Raw genomic sequence first — 17,774 nt, forward strand, 5'->3', positions numbered from 1 at the left:
TGAAATTTGGGTATACTTATAATTATTTATATACTTCCATAAATATGTTTATTTTTCATAGCTATTTTTCTAATTTATTAATATGAAAAGGAGTAAGAAAATTCTTACTCCATAATATAATTCTTAACACTTTTTACTCTCTGGTACTTCACTAGGATTCTCAATTAGTGTAGCAAAGAAATAATCATGATCATGTCCATCATTGAAAGATGTTTCTCCTTCTAATAAATGAATGTGTTTTCCTCCTGGAAGAAAAATTGCAGGCCCAGTAGTATCTGATATTCTATGAAAATGATCGCCAAAAGTATCTGTAAAGGCTTCTACTTTGTGAACATGAGAATTACCAAATCTAATTGCAGGTCCAGTTACTCCAGCAATACGATGATTGTGGATTTCTCCTTCATCGTCTCTAGCATAATCTGTACTTGATAGGAATTCATGATTATGATTTGGGATTAAGCATTTATTTTTATCTTTAGAACAATGTTCATATTGATTTTCTTTATAGCCCATTAGAACTTCCTCCAAATAGTTTAATATAATACATACTATGTTTCTAAAATAAATTATGTGAATTATATTCCTACACTCCCTCACCCAGCATTTTACCAGCATATTCTTTAGAATATTAACATATATATGGTGAAGTAAAATTAAAATATATTATGCCTGTATCCAACTATCTTATATATCTGTTTAGGTTTTTTCGGAAATGTTTGTACTACAAAAACTCAAAAGGTAATATTTGTATTTTAAATTTAAATAACTTATTATGTAAATAGACTAATATTTAAGATTTAAACTCTATTTCTATTTAGGAGGTTTTAAAATGGAGGAAATATCAATACTAACCAAAGAAGATTTAATTAATCAATTTAAAAATTGCGGGCTATCTCAAGGACAAACTATATTTGTTCATACTTCTTTAAGTAAATTAGGCTTTGTTGTTGGAGGTGCTGAAACTTTAATAAGAGCACTTCTAGAAATTGTTGGAGATGAAGGAACTTTAATTATGCCTTCGCAAACCTGGAAAAACTTAGATCCATCTAGCGGAGTTCATTGGGAAGTTCCTGAAAAATATTGGCCTATAATTCGAGAAAACTGGCCCGCTTATGATAAGGAAATTACTCCTGCTATAGGTATGGGCATTGTTGCAGAAATGTTCAGAAAATGGCCAGGTGCTAAACGAACAGAACATCCAGCTAGGTCAATTGCTTCAATCGGCAAGCATGCTGAATATATTACATCTACACATGATTTAAGTAATATTTTTGGAAAAGGCTCACCCTTAGATAAATTATATGAGCTAGATGGATATGTACTATTAATTGGCGTAGGCTATGATAAAAATACTTCTCTTCATTTAGCAGAAGCCAAAGCAAACTTTTCAAGCAAAAAATTTGTAGATGAAAGTAGCGCTATTTTAGTTAATGGGATTAGAAAATGGGTAACATATAAAACTCAGGCAGTAGATGATCGTGATTTCATTAAACTTGGAGCTGAATATGATAAAGAAATGAACATTAAAGTTAATAAGGTTGGTAATGCAGATGTAAGGTTTATGAAACAAAGACCCTTGATAGATTGGGCTGTTCAATGGATGGAACAGAACAGACCTTAATACATTCAAGATATGTTTTATTTCATTTTTCTTTTAGCAGAGAAACATAATATAATTTCAGTCTCTGTTCCATTGATACAGATACCCATATTTTTAGTTATTAGAACAACTAATATAGTTAAGTATCACCAATATTCTTATTCTTTTGTCCATATTCACTCCTTATATAATTAGAATATGTTATCCAATTCTTTCAGTTGTTTCTTTCTTATTTTTTTTGTAAAAAAATTGATATTACAAGAAAAATAAACCCTAACCATAGTAAAATTTTAAGAAATACGTTTTGATATACCATACTTAATTTTAAAAGATAGAATTCATGTTTGTTATACACGAATCCTACCTTTTTCTTTATAAACTTAAAATATATACTTCTTGAATATATATCTACAAAATAGTACAATAATTGGTAGATAATATTATAAATAGAAAGGCATTATATATATGAGACAACAGAAAATAAGAAAAAGTGTTATGAATCAAAGAAGAGAAAGATATAAAAGAAATGCTAAAAAAAGAATTATTTTAGGTATAACAATTATAATAGTTATTATTGTTTGTGGAGTTGCAGCAAAGATAAAGTTTGAAAGCGATCAAGAAAAACTTTATACCAAGGCAGAAGTTGTAGAAGATTCTATAGTGACAAATGAGCCTAATACAGAAGATAAAACAGATAATTCTGATTTAGATAATAGTGGATATATTCCATTAGAAAAGGATCCAAATGCTGAGGATGCTATTACAATATCTAATATTACAAATAAATTAAATAAAAATCAAATAAAGTATCCAGTACGTACAGATGGAAAGAAAATTGCTTATTTAACTTTTGATGATGGCCCATCTACAACTAATACACCTAAAGTATTAGACATATTAAAAGAGAATGGAATAAAAGCTACATTTATGATAATGGGAAAAAATGCAGAAAGTTCAGAAGAATCAAAGGAACTATTAAAGAGAACCGTTAAAGAAGGACATGCTATAGGTAATCATACCTATAGTCATAATACTCATTATTTATATCCTAATAGAGTAATAAGTCCTACTAATTTTATTGGAGATGTGGACAAGTGTGATAAAACTTTAAAAAGCATACTAGGTAAAGATTTTACAACAAGAGTCATAAGATTTCCAGGTGGATATTGGTCTTGGGATGGAAGAACAGAAATAAGACCTATCCTTGATGAAAAAGGCTATGCTAGCATAGATTGGGATGCTTTATCAAAAGATGCTGAAGGAAAGCCAAATAAAACAGCAAAAGAATTATTAGACATAAGTAAACAAACTCTCAATGCTTTAGGTCCTAATGCAGATAGTGTTGTATTTTTAATGCATGATACTTATGGAAAAGAAGAAACCGTTAAATCATTGCAATCAATAATAGATATGTTTAAAGAAAGAGGTTTTGAATTTAAAACAATTAAATAGTTATAATTATAAGAAGCTATCTTAATAAAGTAAAGATAGCTTCTTTGTATTTGAAATGTTTACTGCATCTCAATTAATTACTTAACTTTTTGTATTATGTTATTTATTACTCTTATTTAATAATTTGTATTTGCTCATAATTAAGCACTAGCGAAAAAATATATAAATTTAGGCAAAAATACAATTTACACTTTTTGTAAATAATGATAGCATAATTAACGACAATTAGATATAAAATGGATTAGATGATAGATTACAGCTTCCTATTAGTGAAGCTATAAAATTATGTATAAATTCAAAGTTAGTGAAAACTTAATTATAAAATATAAGATATATTTCTAGTAATATAAGAAGGTGTTTTGTGTGAATAATCAATATACAGTAAGCAAATACTTATTAGATAGACTTTATGAATTAGGCGTTAGCCATATATTTGGCGTTCCAGGTGATTATAATCTTTCATTTTTAGACCATGTTATTGCTCATGATGGACTAGAGTGGATTGGAAATTGTAATGAACTTAATGCAGCCTATGCAGCAGATGGGTATGCTAGAATAAATGGAATATCAGCACTTATTACAACCTATGGTGTTGGAGAATTAAGTGCAATTAATGGTATTGCAGGTTCTTATGCAGAATATGTACCTGTAGTAGAAATTACTGGTACACCATCTACAATAGTGATGGAAAAGGGCTTGTACGTTCATCATTCATTAGGAGATGGAAATTTTCAACACTTTATAAATATGTTTAAGGAAGTAACTGTTGCGCAAACATTTTTAACACAAGAAAATGCTGACCAAGAAATTGATCATATTTTATTAGTTTGTTTAAAAGAAAAACGTCCCGTTCATATTAATTTACCAATTGATATATGTGATAAACCTATTAATAAGCCTAAAAAATCTTTATTAACTTTATTAGCTGAATCGACCAAGGGAAATGAAAAAATATTGAAACAATTCCTTCATGATGCTATTACAAAGATTGATAAATCTAAAAAACCAATTATTTTAACTGACTTTGAAGTAAATCGTTATGAAATTCAACAAACTTTATATGACTTAGCTGAAAAAACAGGTTTTCCCGTTGCATCTTTAAGTATGGGAAAAGGAGTTTTTCCTGAAACACATCCTCAATTTATTGGAGTTTATAGTGGAACTTTAAGTTCTCCTTATGTAAGAAAAAGAGTTGATGAATCTGATTGCATTATCAGTATAGGAGTAAAATTAATAGACACTATTACAGGTAGATTTTCTCAAGGTTTTTCTGATAATCAAGTTATAGAAATTCATCCTTATACTGCAAAGGTTGAAGATAAGCATTATAATTCTATTTTTATGAAAGATGTTCTTAATCAGTTAACCTTATTATTACATCACAGACCTACTGAAGAATTAGACATTAGTCCTAATCTCTCTAATGCTTCTTCATTCACTTCAAGATTTATATCCAAATCAAATGAAAAGTTAACACAAAAACGTTTTTGGCAATATATATGTGGTTTTTTACAAGAAGGAGATGTTATACTTGCTGATCAAGGTACTGCTTTTTGTGGCGCTTCTATAATGCCTATCCCAAATAAAGCAACCTTTGTTGGTCAACCTTTATGGGCATCCATAGGTTATACTCTTCCTTCACTCTTGGGAACACAACTTGCAGATAGAACTCGACGAAATATTTTAATAATTGGTGATGGTTCTTTCCAAATGACTGCTCAAGAATTATCAACCATACTACGACAGAATATAACCCCCATTATTTTTCTCATCAATAACAATGGTTATACTATTGAAAGAGCAATTCATGGAAAATATCAACCTTATAATGATATTGGAATTTGGCAATATCATAAATTACCTAGCATTTTAACTCATGAAGGAAATTTTATTTCATTTAAGGTTGAAAGTGAAACTGAACTTGAAGAAGCTTTAAATGATGCTGCCCATAATTCAGATAAGCTAAGATTTATTGAAGTAATCATGTCTTATGATGATAAACCTAAAATCTTGGAAAAATTCGGGATGCTATTTGGAAAATAAAAATATCTCTGCCGAATTTTCTAGAGATGACTACGAAGTAAGTGACCACTTCTTGAATTACATTCCTTAAATAAAATAGCTTAATAGAAAAGAATGTAAAATAAAGGCATATACTTAAAAAAGTATATGCCTTTATTGATTTTACTAAAGTAATATTTATGTCACTAAGAAACTATAATAAATGGGTCAAAAGTAAATGGTGTAGGATTATCATTTAAGATAAGGTTAACTGAATATTGGTAACTACCTGATTGAGCATTTGGGTCTACTACGCCTCTCCAGTATATTTCACTTCCACTTCCCTCTTGTCTAGGATTACAAATGTTAGGCACCATTTGACTAGAACCACAACTAGTAAATCCAGAAATAGATATATTGTCATCAGCAGAAATAGGAGCAACTCTCCAATGAATAATTTGTTCAGCTTGACATTTAGTACAAAGTTCACACTGACCTTCTCCTGAACCACCTATATATCCTGTATTATCTACTAGATATACATACTTTTGTCCAAAATTTGATGAGTCTGTTGTAGCTCCTGCTACATCAACAACAATTAAAACTTCAATAGCTTCATTTTTTATCTCCTTAATTTTAAATATTAAATTAATCTAATTCAATATATGTATATGTTACATAATTTAATACATGCATATGTAACTAAAAAAAATTATAAAGATTTATGTAACGATAGTTCTCTTATATCATGAAAGTAAGATTTACTTTGGCAGATATCATAAAAATGTGTAAAAATTATTTTAAGCGAAATAAAGAAGCTGTCGCACTAATTAATTAGTGCGACAGCTCCCTTGACTACCAAGCATGTGATTTTATTTTTTATCCCCACATGTCTTTTATTAGAGTAGTAAAATTAAATAAAAAATTAAACATAAACCTCACCTCCATTCAATAAATGATATGCTTTATGAAAAGCATATACATTATGTTTCCCTAATGCTTCTAGCATTCCATCTATAAAATATTTATTTACATTATATTTTTTTAATTTTAAAACCAATGAAATTATATTATCCCATTTCTTGTCTATTAAATACACATTAGCTAATGCAACATATTCTCGACCTAAACTTCCATTTTCATGATGATAGTTAGATATAAAAAGATTAATTTCTTTATACTCATTAATATTGATTTCATCCTTAAATATCTCACAATAAAGATTTAAAATTAAGCAATAATCAGATATATTTTTATTTATATAATCAGGATCATTTTCTAATTCATCTTTAATCATCTTAATATGTATTTTAGAACTTTCAACTTCCCCCAATTCATCTTCAACCCAAGCTAGGTTATGAATGAGCAAGCGTCTAACCCTTAAACTTTTTATATGACTATAGCTTTGCAAATATATTTTTTTTAATATCATTTTACCTTCTTGAAATTTGTCTTGTGTAAATAATTTAAAAACTTCGTTTACAATTGTGTTTTCTATTTTGCTTTCAATATTCATTTTGCTCGCAGTCCCCCTCAATTATCCTTATCTGTTATTATATATATATTACGTCACTAATTGTAAAATATATCAACCACATAATTTTAAAGTTATAAATTGAAAAAATAATATCAAAAGCAAGCCATACTTTTAATATTCTTCGGAATTATTTCAATTAATTTAAAATTATACAAAAACTTGAGCGCTTTACTACCATATAGTGTAATCTGAACTCAAATACAGATTTAGGAGCACAAGCAATGAAATTCGAGAAATTAATAGCTTTAGGTATGGTGGCAGTTACTTTGGCAACACCTGTTTCAGCACTTGCAGAAACAACAAACACAGTAGTAGAACCCCTCACTCAAATTGATCCTATATTTGGTGAATCTAAAGAAGGGAATGACACAGCCTTTTTTGCAGATGGTTCTGCGACAGTCCCATGGGATCTGTCATATTAAGATGAGTAAGTATTACATCTAGATAAGACTATTTTCCTGTACAATATTGTTTCTGTTAGTTAATATGATGTATCTATCTAATTATAACTTCTGATTCTTTGACATAAATTTAAAATATCTTTTTTCATTAGTTCTCCATAAAGAATTACTTGCTATTATTACACCTATAACTGTGCCAATAGAAGCAGCGCCAATATAACGCATTATAGAATTAAATGCACCCTTATTCCAGGTTATATATGACACCCATGTAGTTAACACTCCTCAAAATGCTCCTAAACTAGCCCCTAAAATAACCCTAGGTATTATATAATTTTTATATCCTTTTTCAATTATTGTAGACCACTTTTTTACAAACACTTCATCAGTCATATATTATCCTCCTTCTTTCACGAAAAATATCACTGCCTATTTTTTTGATTTTACTCTTGATAAAAGGTAGATATTAAATAAAATACCTAAAATACTAACAAGTCCAGATATAATAAAAATCAAATCATTTGTCCTTTTCCATGCAATAACAGAAATTGTCCCCATACATATTACTATAATGAATAAAATAAAAACAATTATATTAATAAGCTTGTTATTAAGATTTTTATTAATCATAACATCGTCCTTTCACTAATCTTTGTAAGATCAAAAATATAAATTAACAATACGCTCTATCAATTATTATACATTACTTGCTTTATTATACATTAAAATTGTGTAAAGAATAGATTCAACTTTAAAACTATTATTATCCCTAATAATATTCTGGATACAGCTTCTCAAAACATTACTTTTTTGGTGTAATTATGATAATATGTTGATAATAAGAAATTTACAAAAAATAGGATGGTGAAGAAATGAGAAAAACGAAAATAATATTAATATTATTTTTATTGATTATTACAGGGTGTTCATCACAAAACAATAACAAAAAAGAATATAAATATGAAGGTAAGAATTCAAATTGGCAAGTACAATTCACTGAATCATTAAATGGAATTAAAGATGAAAGAGCATTAACTTTTACCTATAAGGGTGATTTATCAGATTTAAAAGCTCATAAGAATTTAAAATATTCTTATAAAACAAACACAAATCATGGAAGTGGAGATATAGATTTAGGGGATTCAGTTAATACCAAAACATTTGAACATAAAGTATCTGGAGAAGGGCAAAGCACAAATATAATAGAATCAGATTCAGTAACAGTAAATATATCTTTAGACGAAAATTCTGAAACTATAGATTTGAAAATATTTACTTTTTAACTACATGCAAATTCTATTTAGCTAAATAATAAAGCTAATACACTTAAATATCAAAGAAAAATTTTTGCACTTCCAATAGTAAAAGCTAATATTAATTTGCTATTTATGAAATAAATAAAAGAAGAAAAACACCCATCATCTGGCGATTCTCCTTCCTTAATTATTTATGAAATTAATGCATCCTGTCACGTAAATTACAGCTTTTACTTTTGGGCTTGAATTTCTCCCACAATTTTATTTATCAACTCATTAACCTCAAAGCCTCCTCTAGCACTGATCATTTCTATTGTAGCCATGGAAGCCATAGTTTTGAACAATAAAGAATTTTTCAACTTGCTGAATTTAGGAGATAAATCAACTAAAAAATCTTTTATAAAGGGATAATCTTTTACTATATCCCCTATTATGGTATTCTTTGTAATTCCATACTCATTTTTAACTTCTGCACCTGAATCCTTAGCAGGCTTATCTTCTTCCTTTTTATTGCCCCAGGACAATAGCCTTTGATTTCCTGTAAGGCTTCTAATGTGTGTAACATCCTGCATCATTTCCAAAACGCCTCTAAAGTTTCCTTCTTCGTCTCTTACTGCATTATAGATGATATATATGAATTTTCCGCCCATTTCCAGCCAAAATTCGGCTTCATCATGCTCTCCTGCTCTAAATGCTCTGATAATTTCTTCAACAGTATCAACGCTTTCTCTTGGATGGCAGTTTTGAACTTCTCTTCCAATAACTCCTGCACTTCTTGGGAATACTCTGTGCTTAGTATCACTATAAAACTTCACTATATCATTTTCATCCACGTAAGATAAATCCACTTGTAAATGCTTAAATATAAGATTAATCTGTTCAATGGTCAGTTTTCCCTGACTCACATCCAATACTTCATTTTTTGAAGGAGCAGAAAGTATGCCATGTTTTTGAAGCACTTTTGCCAAATCCTTAAGCAATTCATTGTTAGATTCTGAAGCCACTCCAGCTTCCTTCTCATTTCCATAAGTTGGTGGGTTTTGAATTAAACAATAACCAATTTCGTCATCAGATTTTCTCATTTTTACAAAGTCCTCTTGGGTTAGTAAATCCAAAGCAGTCGGTAATAGTACTTCCTCCTCTTTTACCATCATATCTTCTACCATCTCAAGGACTTCTTCTTGAAGCTTTAAAAATTCTTGATCCTGGTCAGCCTGCAAATAATCCTTAGCTTTTTTAATAATGTCTCTTACGTTATTATCTAAAGTCCACATGACCTTTGAAGGCTTATCAAACCCCTTGCTCTCCAATGCAGAAAACAATTGGTTTTGCTTTCTTGAAAAATGAACATTTATCTGTCCTAATTTATCGTAAAGCTCAGACCATCTATTCTTAATAAACTTACCTTGTAACAGTTCCTTCATTTCTTTAAGTACTTCTCTTATAGCTTCAATCTCATCAAGATAAGTTCTAATTGGATGTCCTGAAGGCAGCTGAATCTTATCACTTACAAGTATACCCTCAAAAATTTCAAGGATTTCGTTCATTCTTTGTGCTAATTCATCATCTGTAATTCCATACTTCTGAAGATATTGTTCGCATATAGCAAATTCTTGTGCTGTTACCTTGTCAACGGAAGTTTTCATTTTCAATTTTGCCTCTTCTAAAGAGATTTCTCCCTTTAGGTAACTTAGCTTAATATCCATAATATTTTTGATTTTTGTTTCATCTACCTTCAAGTATTCACCCATTTTAATTTTTTCAAGTTGAGCTTTAGGTGTGAAATAGACATGATACTCTTCATCACTTATTTTCTCAATATATTTGTCAAAGCCTCTTGCCTCCATCATTTTATACATTGGGAAAGGCTCAAAATCTTTAATTACATGTATTCCTTCATTTCGTTTTAGGTCTTCAATAGCCTTTGTAATGCAATCCCTAAAGGACTCATGTTCTCCACGACCATCTATAGTAATATAATTTATGTCTTTTTTCATATGCACATCATCCTTTCTTTATAGACTTTAATTGATTACCCATTTCAACTAATAAATCTTATCATATGAATATAATAACATTTATTTATATATGAATCGGTAACTAAAGTTACGTTTTTATTTACTTTTTAAAATTGCTTGCATCGCAGCCTACTGATGTTTTTAGTATTTACTTTTAAGATCTTTTTATAAGCTCAGCAAAATAAAGGATAAAGCAGTTATATCCTTCATTTGTTATACTCAAAAATAAACTATTTTTGCATATCTAATAATTATTTAATCAATTTTAGCTATTGACCTATAAAAAAAGAATCCTCTCTCCTAAGGATTCTTTCTACTTCTGTTATATCAAATTATCACCTCGTAATATTTATACTCTATCACTATTAACCAAATTTTATCATTCATACTTTTCTCTATTATCACTCATTAATAAATAAAAGATAATTATCATCAATATTAACATTATTCCAACCAATGTATTTTCTAAGGTTTTACTAATACCAATTGAAAATGGAGTTTTAAAAAAAATGGCTATAATCGCATCAATTATTCCTAAAAATTGATATGCTTTCTTATCCTTAATATATAGAATTACAAAGACCATCGCTAGTAAAAATAAACACATTAAACTAATAATATTTAACAAATTTCCCCTCCTAATCATCTCACAATATTTTTTCAAATCCCATCTACATACAGTTAACTCCCTATATCCATATTATACCTAAAATAATTAGTAATTCCAATTTATATATTTTTCATTAAATCATCAGTACCAACTTATAGGGATGGAAGTTGGACATCTAAAGTATCTTAAAATCTTTATTCACAATCCCATTAACCTTCACCAACAAATTAAAACTAACTCCAACATTCCTAAAAATCCCCTACAAAACGCCACCAACCTAGCAATATTTTTATATATTGACATATAATTACCTTTATGGTAATATAAACACACCGTTATAGTTTTCTATAATGTCTCACACCCAAAAAGCAGCCTTATAGGCTGCTTTTTAACTTTATTTTAAAGCTCAATGACTTAAATTTTGTACTATGTTCCCTTGAAACCTCTTCAAGCCCGCATTTTTTCAGCATATTCTTAAGAATATTTATGGTGAAGAATATTAACATATTTATTCTGAAGAATATGCTTAATTTTTGCATATATCCCTATCAGAGGTGATTATTATGACGAGAAAAAAGGAATTTGTGATGAGTAAAGATGATTTAACATACGAAGAACTTATTGATGGGGACTTTTTAAATGTAAAGAGAACTTATATGTTAAGAGTTTCTACTGTTAGGAAGCTTAATGATCTAATTGGTGTAATTGCGAATATAAGATTTCCAGTAGCTGCTTCTCCATACTTGCTTATTAGACTTGAAAATTTTCTAATGTAATAACCGATGCATCTTCTCAAAACATTTATGATATATCTACTTTAACTCAAAGACAAGTTACTAAACTTAATGTAATCTTAATATATTTTTAAAAGGTAGATTGCGTGTACAACAACACGAAATCTACCATTATAAACCAAAAAATAACTACTTAACTGGTCTTGGACTTATATATATTTCTGATTTACCAAGTACTACAAGTTGGTAGTTTGGTTTCAATGGTATTAAATTAAAACTTTTTACACTAATAGGTAATCGTAGAGATTGCATTATAACAAAATTTTCATCAAAGATAAGTATATAGGCATTTTCTATTTGAGAAACATTTACAATGTCATAAAGATTGCCTTCTGAAGGATTCAAATCCGATACTGTATAAACGCCTTGTTTTAAAACATTAGTTTGAGATACAGCCAATGTTTTTACTCCAAGTATATTAAATGACAAAAATAAAAAAGCTAAACATAAAACAGCAAATTTTTTCATTACGCACCAACCTTTCAGCTATATTCAGATATATTTTATGTATTAAATATTATAGTATTCACTTAAATATCATTTAGTAACATTAAGTCAGTTGATTCTATCAATTCTTTTTTTAAATATTCTCCTAGATTTAGTTTTTGTGGCAATGTGAGCAATATTACCGACTTTAAAGGAATACATATTTGTGAAGAATGTATTAAAGACTTGGAATCTTATTAAACCAAGTAACTTAACTAAAAAATATTAGATAAATAATAAATATAAAAAAAAGATTAACGTATTAACAAAAAGTTATCACTATAGGAGTGTTACAAAACTTCTTTGAAAAAGCAGCTTGCGATGCTTTTTTTTGCACAATAAAAAAGTGCTGCTGCACAACTGACTATTTAGTTAGTTGTTCAGCAGCCTACTGTAAGTTATCTTACTCCAGGATTATTTAAAGATTCAGATACATTAACCGTGTAGTTTGAATTAAAATTATTGTCCCAATAGGTTTGTCCATTTACTGTATAAGATATTGCGAACTTAAAATCTTTTGCATTAGCAGGACCTTCGCCTCTAAAACTCCATATTTCTACATCATTTGGTTCTGAAAACTGATATATAGCAGAAGTCTCTTTGTAAGTAACCCAGTTATCACAGCTGTATCTAACTTTTACAACCTTATTATAATCTGAATTTTTTAATGCTATCTGCCCTGTAAAATAAGTATTATCACTAGTCCAACTATTGGCATTTGCAAGAACTAAATTGCTAGAACCTAGAACATATCTGCCGAAATTAGCAGAATACCCTCCACTAACTTTGAATTCATTCCCATTATTGTTATCCCAATAAACTTGTCCAGAAGAAGTTGTGTATTTCACTGCAAATCTAAAATCTTTTCCTGACTTAGAATAGTCTGACATAGGATCTTGGCCACCATCAATCTCAAAGTACCATAACCCATATGCATTATCTTTTACACCAACATAGGTAGCATTTATATCTTTCCAAACATTCTCTCCTACCTGATAGTGAAGTTCAACCGATCCTCCTTCAGATGGAAGCGTTTGAACATAGCCATAAGCAAAAATGTGATTGTCTTTGCTCATGGTTTTAGAGTAGACTAGTTGAACGTTTTGTGTTGTTTGAGCTGAAGCCTGGGTGGGAAGAGTTAAACCTGCAAGCAATACAAAAGAAAAGATGAAAATAAAAAATTTGTTTTGTTTAAGTTTCATTTAATGAACCTCCTTTTATTTATTTTGTAAATATTGTAACATAATTAATTATTTGCTAAAATAGTCATTTTAACCAAAAATTTTTTAAGATAAATGTAAAAGTGCTAAAAGAATGTGAGAAGTTTGTTGCATATCATAAACAATTCAATTTTCACCCCCAATTCCACTTTTCCAACTCTCCGCCCACCATTATCAATAAATTCAACCTTTAAACTATTATTATCCCTAATAACCTTAAATTTATATCTAAGCTTGATTTATCTCCCACTCAAAATTAGTATTGTCTCTTATAGAAGTCCAACAATATATAAACCTTAATACTACTCTGACAAAGAAATATTTATATAAACCTCACTATTTTTGTATAAAATTACAAACTTAAATTTTGCTTCCATTTTTGTTGAAAAATAACTTTTGGGATGATAATATGTAACTGTATAAAAAATAAACATATTAGGAATGGAGGAATATTTATGAAAATTAACAGAAAAATTTTATCAGCTACTCTTAAATTGTGCATGATCCTTGTGCTATCCTTTGGTATATTTACACAGGGTACAAGAGTTTTTGCAGCTTCAAACAATTCATCAGTAATATCATTACTTAATGCTAGTTATGAATCTCACTATGGAAAGGTTCCAGGCCAAAGTATTTCAGGACAAGTTTTAGTAAAAAATCTTGCTTACGCAAAAAATGTAACTATTCATTACTCACATAATGGAATTGATTGGGTTGATACCCCTGCCAGTTTTTACAAACAAATATCTAATACCGATGAAGTATGGAATTTTAAATTATCTGAAAGTTTAGATGTCGGTAGAAAATATATATTCGCTATAAAATATGAATTTAATGGACAAGTGTACTGGGATAATAACAATGGACAAAACTACAGTATAGAAGGCACAGATTATAATTCTGGTTTTCAAATTTTTAATAATGGGCCTGTTGAACTATACAACACTAATAGGTATTTTGCCATAAATGGCACTGACTCAATTTATGGTACAATAAGCCTACAAAACCTAGGTTATGCTAAAGATGTAGATGTACTATATTCTGATGATAGCGGAAAAACCTATAAAAATGTAAGTGCTATGTTTAATAATAAATATAATAATAATAGTGCAGAAAATTGGTCATTCTCTATAGATGGATTACCAAGAAACTCAAAAATAGAGCTAGCAATTAGGTACACAGTAAACGGACAAACTTACTTGTGTAATAATTTTGGCTCTAATTTTATATATAATCCTATAAATTAAATTAAAGTAAAAGAAACAAGTTTGCAGAATATTTTCTTAAATAAAAATGCTAACCATCCTGTGGCTAGCATTTTCTTTTTTGGAATCTTCTAACATAATTTGTCGTCAAATATTCCATCTAAGTTTAGTATATCTTTCTTCTCTTCCTTCTCTTATTTCTGGTTTTTCATTTTCATATAAAACTTTTAAGATTCACGCATGATAAAGATATATATTATAAAAAAACGAACTCATTTATTCCTAATAAGTTTTATATGTACTTTTTGCTATTATACTGAGACTTTTATGTTCCTTTCTTTATATTACAACTCACATTAAAAATCTCTTAAATTTATTTAGTACTCAAAAATTTAGCTGCCGCTAATGGATTTTTATCCTCTAATGCGGTAGCTCAATAAATGTAGTATAAGTAACATCTACTAATATGTATTAAATAGCTTCTATAAAATTATTGTATTAAAATAAAAATGATTCTACTCATTTTTATTAATTATAGAATTAGTATATTCATCTTTTCCTAAGCTTTCTCTTATTTGCTTTAACCTACGTGACATTTTACGCATTGTAGAAATTGTAGGTAAAAGAAACAATATTCCTATAAATTCTATAAATGCATATACTGAATTATTAAATTTTAAAAATGATAAAATTAAACATCCACTATATCCAATCGTTACAAATATTATATCTCTAATAAATATTCTTTTAGAATATCCCATATCTAAATAGAATTTCGTATAGTTTTTATAACTCATATTAATAAACCATGCAAACACAAATATTGAGAACATAACTGGTATAAGCCAATTTTCTTTTGTTCCCTCCATATTTTTAGTAACTGGAACCGATAATCCTACTCCCATAAATACAAGTAATGAAACTATTTGTTTATTTGTTGCAAAAACCATCGCTCTAATATTATTTTTTTCCTCATTTGTTATACTTATTTTATCTTCATTTTTATGTTGCAAATTAGTAATCTTCTTATTAATAAAATATTCAACTATACTATTAAATACGAATGCAATAATAACAATTACAAATTTATTCTCTAGATTGCTAGAATTATTAAAACAATAGAAGACCAATCCCCAAGCAATTATTCTTATTGATAAATCTAAAACTGCTTCATTTCTAATGTACTTGAAGTCTTTATAATAATAATCAGTAACTATAAATGATGTAAAAATGATTGATATAAATGGTATAACTCCTATTATAAACTTTATTATATTATTTAAATTATTCATTATCCCATTTATATTAGCATATGCAATTAATCCCATTAATCCATAACTAATACAGTTTAATGTAACTAATACTTTTATTCTTTTGTCCATATTTTCTCCTTATGTAATTTAAAAGCAAATTTTCTCAAGTTTCCACATACTTTTTTACTCTATCTTAACATATTTAAATATTATAGATGAAACTTTTTATTCAATTATATAAAGTTAATACTATATTTAAGTTTATTAAAATTTATATCTATTATATCCATTCAACATTTAGAATTATGCTTATATGAAAATAACTAAAAAGAGACCTGTTAAAAATCCAGACCTCTTCATGTAATTTCTATAAATCATTTAAATATATTAGCATTCTCTGCATATAAATCTATATGTCCACCTTTTAAACATACATATTTATTAATTTTTGAGCTTTTAGGCGCAATTGTTAGCCTTTTTTTATTCTATTTATATTATACACAATTCTACTTTTTAGTAAAACTTTAATTTTAAGTTTAAATTTTGTATTAACTAATATCTTTATTAGATTACAATCAGACAGTAGATAAACTTTACTTTTACACAAATATCCTACCTACTGTCCTAATGATATATATTAATTATCAAAACAAGTATTTCTTATTTTACAACACATTTACGTGATATCCAGAAAAGTTCTTACTTAAAGTTGCTGACAACCCTTGGTTAGCACATCCTTTTAATTCTGTTTTTACATATAGTACACCTGCTCCATATGCTAGTGATGCAAGTGCTGCGCCTATGCCTACAGGTCCACCAATAAAACCACTAATAGCAGTTGCTGTTCCAGCTAAGCCAAGATTAAGATCTAATAAATCCGCCATTGTACCGCATTCCTTACTATCTAGATCTATCGACCAACCCCACCAGTATTTTTGATAGTTAGCTCCACCATCAACATATTCCATTTCATCTTTCTCTACTTCTAAATAAGTACTTGGTAATCTTAATTCTACTGTACTCATTTTAAAATCCTCCTTTATACTTTAACCTCATTTTAATATATATCAAAGGTATCTCGAGCTACCTCTAATAGCGATTTAATTTAACTTTATTCCTACCTGCTCTATCAGATATTTTAAATATGTTATTTTTTCATACTTAACCCTAGTTTCACTTACAATTCCAGGAGTTAAATTTACTCTTTCTCCTCTTTTGTCCTCTAAGTATGATTTACTTGGTCTTATCTTAACTTTAAAATAAGAATTTCCACTTTTTTGATCAATTGTTGCATCTTCATCAATGCTTTCTACAACTCCATCTAACGTTCCATATTCTGTTTGACTCAAACCTCCAACAACTAAAGACACATCATCTTCGGCATTTATCCTTGGTCTATCTGAGCTTGGAACTAAACTTTCTATTATTAATTGCTCATTAGAATTTTGAATATTTCCTAATATGCTTCCTGCTTGTAATACCATTCCATTCTTTAATTCAGTATTCAATTGAAGAACCCCTAGCAGTATCAGCTAAAGATTCTTCTCTATCACGTACTATATTTTAAAAATGATCTCCATTTAAATTGCATCAAAATAAAAAATGCAGAATTCGTACATAGCAACACGAATTCTACATTTTTTTTAAATGCGATGCAATTAAACCTAACAATAAATAAATTATTATTAGTATGTTTATACCATTGATCTTATACCATACATAAGTTGGTATTAATATACTTATTGATAATAATGAGAAACAAATTATCATACTCTTTATTGAATTTGAACAAATAACTCCTTGAAGAATAAATATACTAGGAAACACTACATATATCCATACTAAAATGTATAAACTAGTTTCTTTAACCATGAAACGTCCTATATATTCTAGTGTAACAATAAATAAACAAGAAAATATAATCGATAATATTTTCTTCAT

Annotated in this window: 20 protein-coding genes; 7 read left to right on the forward strand and 13 right to left on the reverse strand. The window is 28.4% G+C overall.

Features of this window, described 5'->3' with window-relative positions:
- Nucleotides 1–123: 123 nt before the first annotated feature.
- Complete coding sequence (locus H9661_RS11690; RefSeq protein WP_143314785.1) at nt 124–513, reverse strand: YmaF family protein; 390 nt, start codon at nt 511–513, stop codon at nt 124–126.
- Nucleotides 514–829: 316 nt separating this feature from the next.
- Between H9661_RS11690 and H9661_RS11695 the strand changes: the two genes are divergently transcribed.
- The 3 genes from H9661_RS11695 to H9661_RS20020 all read left to right on the forward strand — a co-directional run bounded on the left by H9661_RS11695 (nt 830) and on the right by H9661_RS20020 (nt 5,095).
- Entirely contained in the window at nt 830–1,621 is a 792-nt protein-coding gene (locus tag H9661_RS11695; RefSeq protein ID WP_143314784.1) for an AAC(3) family N-acetyltransferase, read from the forward strand.
- A 444-nt stretch (nt 1,622–2,065) separates the two neighbouring features.
- Nucleotides 2,066–3,052 carry a polysaccharide deacetylase family protein gene (locus H9661_RS11700; protein ID WP_191768909.1) on the forward strand — a complete coding sequence of 329 codons (987 nt, stop codon included), beginning with the start codon at nt 2,066–2,068 and terminating at the stop codon, nt 3,050–3,052.
- A gap of 363 nt (nt 3,053–3,415) precedes the next feature.
- Nucleotides 3,416–5,095: a thiamine pyrophosphate-binding protein gene (locus tag H9661_RS20020; RefSeq protein WP_191768911.1), complete on the forward strand. Its 1,680-nt coding sequence runs from the start codon at nt 3,416–3,418 to the stop codon at nt 5,093–5,095.
- 164 nt (nt 5,096–5,259) lie between these two features.
- Here the strand turns inward: H9661_RS20020 and H9661_RS11710 are convergent, their stop codons facing one another.
- Complete coding sequence (locus tag H9661_RS11710) at nt 5,260–5,430, reverse strand: hypothetical protein (protein ID WP_191768913.1); 171 nt, start codon at nt 5,428–5,430, stop codon at nt 5,260–5,262.
- Between the two features lie 548 nt (nt 5,431–5,978).
- Nucleotides 5,979–6,569 carry a hypothetical protein gene (locus H9661_RS11715; protein WP_191768915.1) on the reverse strand — a complete coding sequence of 197 codons (591 nt, stop codon included), beginning with the start codon at nt 6,567–6,569 and terminating at the stop codon, nt 5,979–5,981.
- 242 nt (nt 6,570–6,811) lie between these two features.
- Between H9661_RS11715 and H9661_RS11720 the strand changes: the two genes are divergently transcribed.
- The gene (locus H9661_RS11720) at nt 6,812–7,012 is read left to right on the forward strand and encodes a hypothetical protein (RefSeq protein ID WP_191768917.1); all 201 of its coding nucleotides are present in this window, start codon (nt 6,812–6,814) and stop codon (nt 7,010–7,012) included.
- 81 nt (nt 7,013–7,093) lie between these two features.
- Here the strand turns inward: H9661_RS11720 and H9661_RS11725 are convergent, their stop codons facing one another.
- Together H9661_RS11725 and H9661_RS11730 are read right to left on the reverse strand one after the other, a co-directional pair.
- Nucleotides 7,094–7,258 (reverse strand): hypothetical protein, encoded by a 165-nt coding sequence (locus H9661_RS11725; RefSeq protein ID WP_191768919.1) that lies wholly within the window; start codon nt 7,256–7,258, stop codon nt 7,094–7,096.
- Between the two features lie 162 nt (nt 7,259–7,420).
- Complete coding sequence (locus tag H9661_RS11730) at nt 7,421–7,621, reverse strand: hypothetical protein (protein WP_191768921.1); 201 nt, start codon at nt 7,619–7,621, stop codon at nt 7,421–7,423.
- 242 nt (nt 7,622–7,863) lie between these two features.
- On the opposite strand from H9661_RS11730, the gene H9661_RS11735 reads away from it, so the two are divergent.
- Nucleotides 7,864–8,274, forward strand: a complete 411-nt coding sequence (locus tag H9661_RS11735) for a hypothetical protein (protein WP_191768923.1) — start codon at nt 7,864–7,866, stop codon at nt 8,272–8,274.
- Nucleotides 8,275–8,477: 203 nt separating this feature from the next.
- Here H9661_RS11735 and H9661_RS11740 read toward each other — a convergent pair whose 3' ends face one another.
- Both H9661_RS11740 and H9661_RS11745 read right to left on the reverse strand, forming a co-directional pair.
- On the reverse strand, nt 8,478–10,244 hold the full coding sequence (locus H9661_RS11740) for a PAS domain-containing protein (RefSeq protein ID WP_191768925.1): 1,767 nt from the start codon (nt 10,242–10,244) through the stop codon (nt 8,478–8,480).
- A gap of 400 nt (nt 10,245–10,644) precedes the next feature.
- Entirely contained in the window at nt 10,645–10,893 is a 249-nt protein-coding gene (locus H9661_RS11745) for a hypothetical protein (protein ID WP_143318459.1), read from the reverse strand.
- Nucleotides 10,894–11,438: 545 nt separating this feature from the next.
- Between H9661_RS11745 and H9661_RS11750 the strand changes: the two genes are divergently transcribed.
- Nucleotides 11,439–11,651: a hypothetical protein gene (locus tag H9661_RS11750; protein ID WP_191768926.1), complete on the forward strand. Its 213-nt coding sequence runs from the start codon at nt 11,439–11,441 to the stop codon at nt 11,649–11,651.
- A gap of 147 nt (nt 11,652–11,798) precedes the next feature.
- Here H9661_RS11750 and H9661_RS11755 read toward each other — a convergent pair whose 3' ends face one another.
- Complete coding sequence (locus tag H9661_RS11755; protein WP_143318457.1) at nt 11,799–12,137, reverse strand: hypothetical protein; 339 nt, start codon at nt 12,135–12,137, stop codon at nt 11,799–11,801.
- A gap of 416 nt (nt 12,138–12,553) precedes the next feature.
- On the reverse strand, nt 12,554–13,357 hold the full coding sequence (locus tag H9661_RS11760; RefSeq protein WP_191768927.1) for a carbohydrate-binding protein: 804 nt from the start codon (nt 13,355–13,357) through the stop codon (nt 12,554–12,556).
- Nucleotides 13,358–13,830: 473 nt separating this feature from the next.
- Between H9661_RS11760 and H9661_RS11765 the strand changes: the two genes are divergently transcribed.
- Nucleotides 13,831–14,622, forward strand: a complete 792-nt coding sequence (locus H9661_RS11765) for a carbohydrate-binding protein (RefSeq protein ID WP_185966905.1) — start codon at nt 13,831–13,833, stop codon at nt 14,620–14,622.
- A gap of 473 nt (nt 14,623–15,095) precedes the next feature.
- Here H9661_RS11765 and H9661_RS11770 read toward each other — a convergent pair whose 3' ends face one another.
- From H9661_RS11770 to H9661_RS11785, 4 genes are all read right to left on the reverse strand, one after another.
- Entirely contained in the window at nt 15,096–15,962 is an 867-nt protein-coding gene (locus H9661_RS11770) for a hypothetical protein (RefSeq protein WP_191768929.1), read from the reverse strand.
- A 536-nt stretch (nt 15,963–16,498) separates the two neighbouring features.
- A complete protein-coding gene (locus H9661_RS11775) occupies nt 16,499–16,858 on the reverse strand; it encodes a hypothetical protein (protein WP_191768931.1) in 360 nt (119 codons plus the stop codon).
- A gap of 75 nt (nt 16,859–16,933) precedes the next feature.
- Nucleotides 16,934–17,341, reverse strand: a complete 408-nt coding sequence (locus tag H9661_RS11780) for a beta-barrel domain-containing protein (protein ID WP_143318452.1) — start codon at nt 17,339–17,341, stop codon at nt 16,934–16,936.
- Nucleotides 17,342–17,465: 124 nt separating this feature from the next.
- Complete coding sequence (locus H9661_RS11785) at nt 17,466–17,774, reverse strand: hypothetical protein (RefSeq protein ID WP_191768933.1); 309 nt, start codon at nt 17,772–17,774, stop codon at nt 17,466–17,468.

It is taken from the genome of Clostridium cibarium (assembly GCF_014836335.1).
Lineage (GTDB): Bacteria > Bacillota > Clostridia > Clostridiales > Clostridiaceae > Clostridium > Clostridium cibarium.

Bases quoted from the DNA above. Each gene is read 5' to 3' on its own strand.
- H9661_RS11740 (WP_191768925.1), bottom strand. From the start codon at position 10,244: ATGAAAAAAGACATAAATTATATTACTATAGATGGTCGTGGAGAACAT.
- H9661_RS11775 (WP_191768931.1), bottom strand. From the start codon at position 16,858: ATGAGTACAGTAGAATTAAGATTACCAAGTACTTATTTAGAAGTAGAG.
- H9661_RS11750 (WP_191768926.1), top strand. From the start codon at position 11,439: ATGACGAGAAAAAAGGAATTTGTGATGAGTAAAGATGATTTAACATAC.
- H9661_RS11755 (WP_143318457.1), bottom strand. From the start codon at position 12,137: ATGAAAAAATTTGCTGTTTTATGTTTAGCTTTTTTATTTTTGTCATTT.
- H9661_RS11770 (WP_191768929.1), bottom strand. From the start codon at position 15,962: ATGGACAAAAGAATAAAAGTATTAGTTACATTAAACTGTATTAGTTAT.
- H9661_RS11730 (WP_191768921.1), bottom strand. From the start codon at position 7,621: ATGATTAATAAAAATCTTAATAACAAGCTTATTAATATAATTGTTTTT.
- H9661_RS11785 (WP_191768933.1), bottom strand. From the start codon at position 17,774: ATGAAGAAAATATTATCGATTATATTTTCTTGTTTATTTATTGTTACA.
- H9661_RS11695 (WP_143314784.1), top strand. From the start codon at position 830: ATGGAGGAAATATCAATACTAACCAAAGAAGATTTAATTAATCAATTT.
- H9661_RS11735 (WP_191768923.1), top strand. From the start codon at position 7,864: ATGAGAAAAACGAAAATAATATTAATATTATTTTTATTGATTATTACA.
- H9661_RS11765 (WP_185966905.1), top strand. From the start codon at position 13,831: ATGAAAATTAACAGAAAAATTTTATCAGCTACTCTTAAATTGTGCATG.
- H9661_RS11710 (WP_191768913.1), bottom strand. From the start codon at position 5,430: ATGGTGCCTAACATTTGTAATCCTAGACAAGAGGGAAGTGGAAGTGAA.
- H9661_RS11760 (WP_191768927.1), bottom strand. From the start codon at position 13,357: ATGAAACTTAAACAAAACAAATTTTTTATTTTCATCTTTTCTTTTGTA.
- H9661_RS11700 (WP_191768909.1), top strand. From the start codon at position 2,066: ATGAGACAACAGAAAATAAGAAAAAGTGTTATGAATCAAAGAAGAGAA.
- H9661_RS11715 (WP_191768915.1), bottom strand. From the start codon at position 6,569: ATGAATATTGAAAGCAAAATAGAAAACACAATTGTAAACGAAGTTTTT.
- H9661_RS11720 (WP_191768917.1), top strand. From the start codon at position 6,812: ATGAAATTCGAGAAATTAATAGCTTTAGGTATGGTGGCAGTTACTTTG.
- H9661_RS11690 (WP_143314785.1), bottom strand. From the start codon at position 513: ATGGGCTATAAAGAAAATCAATATGAACATTGTTCTAAAGATAAAAAT.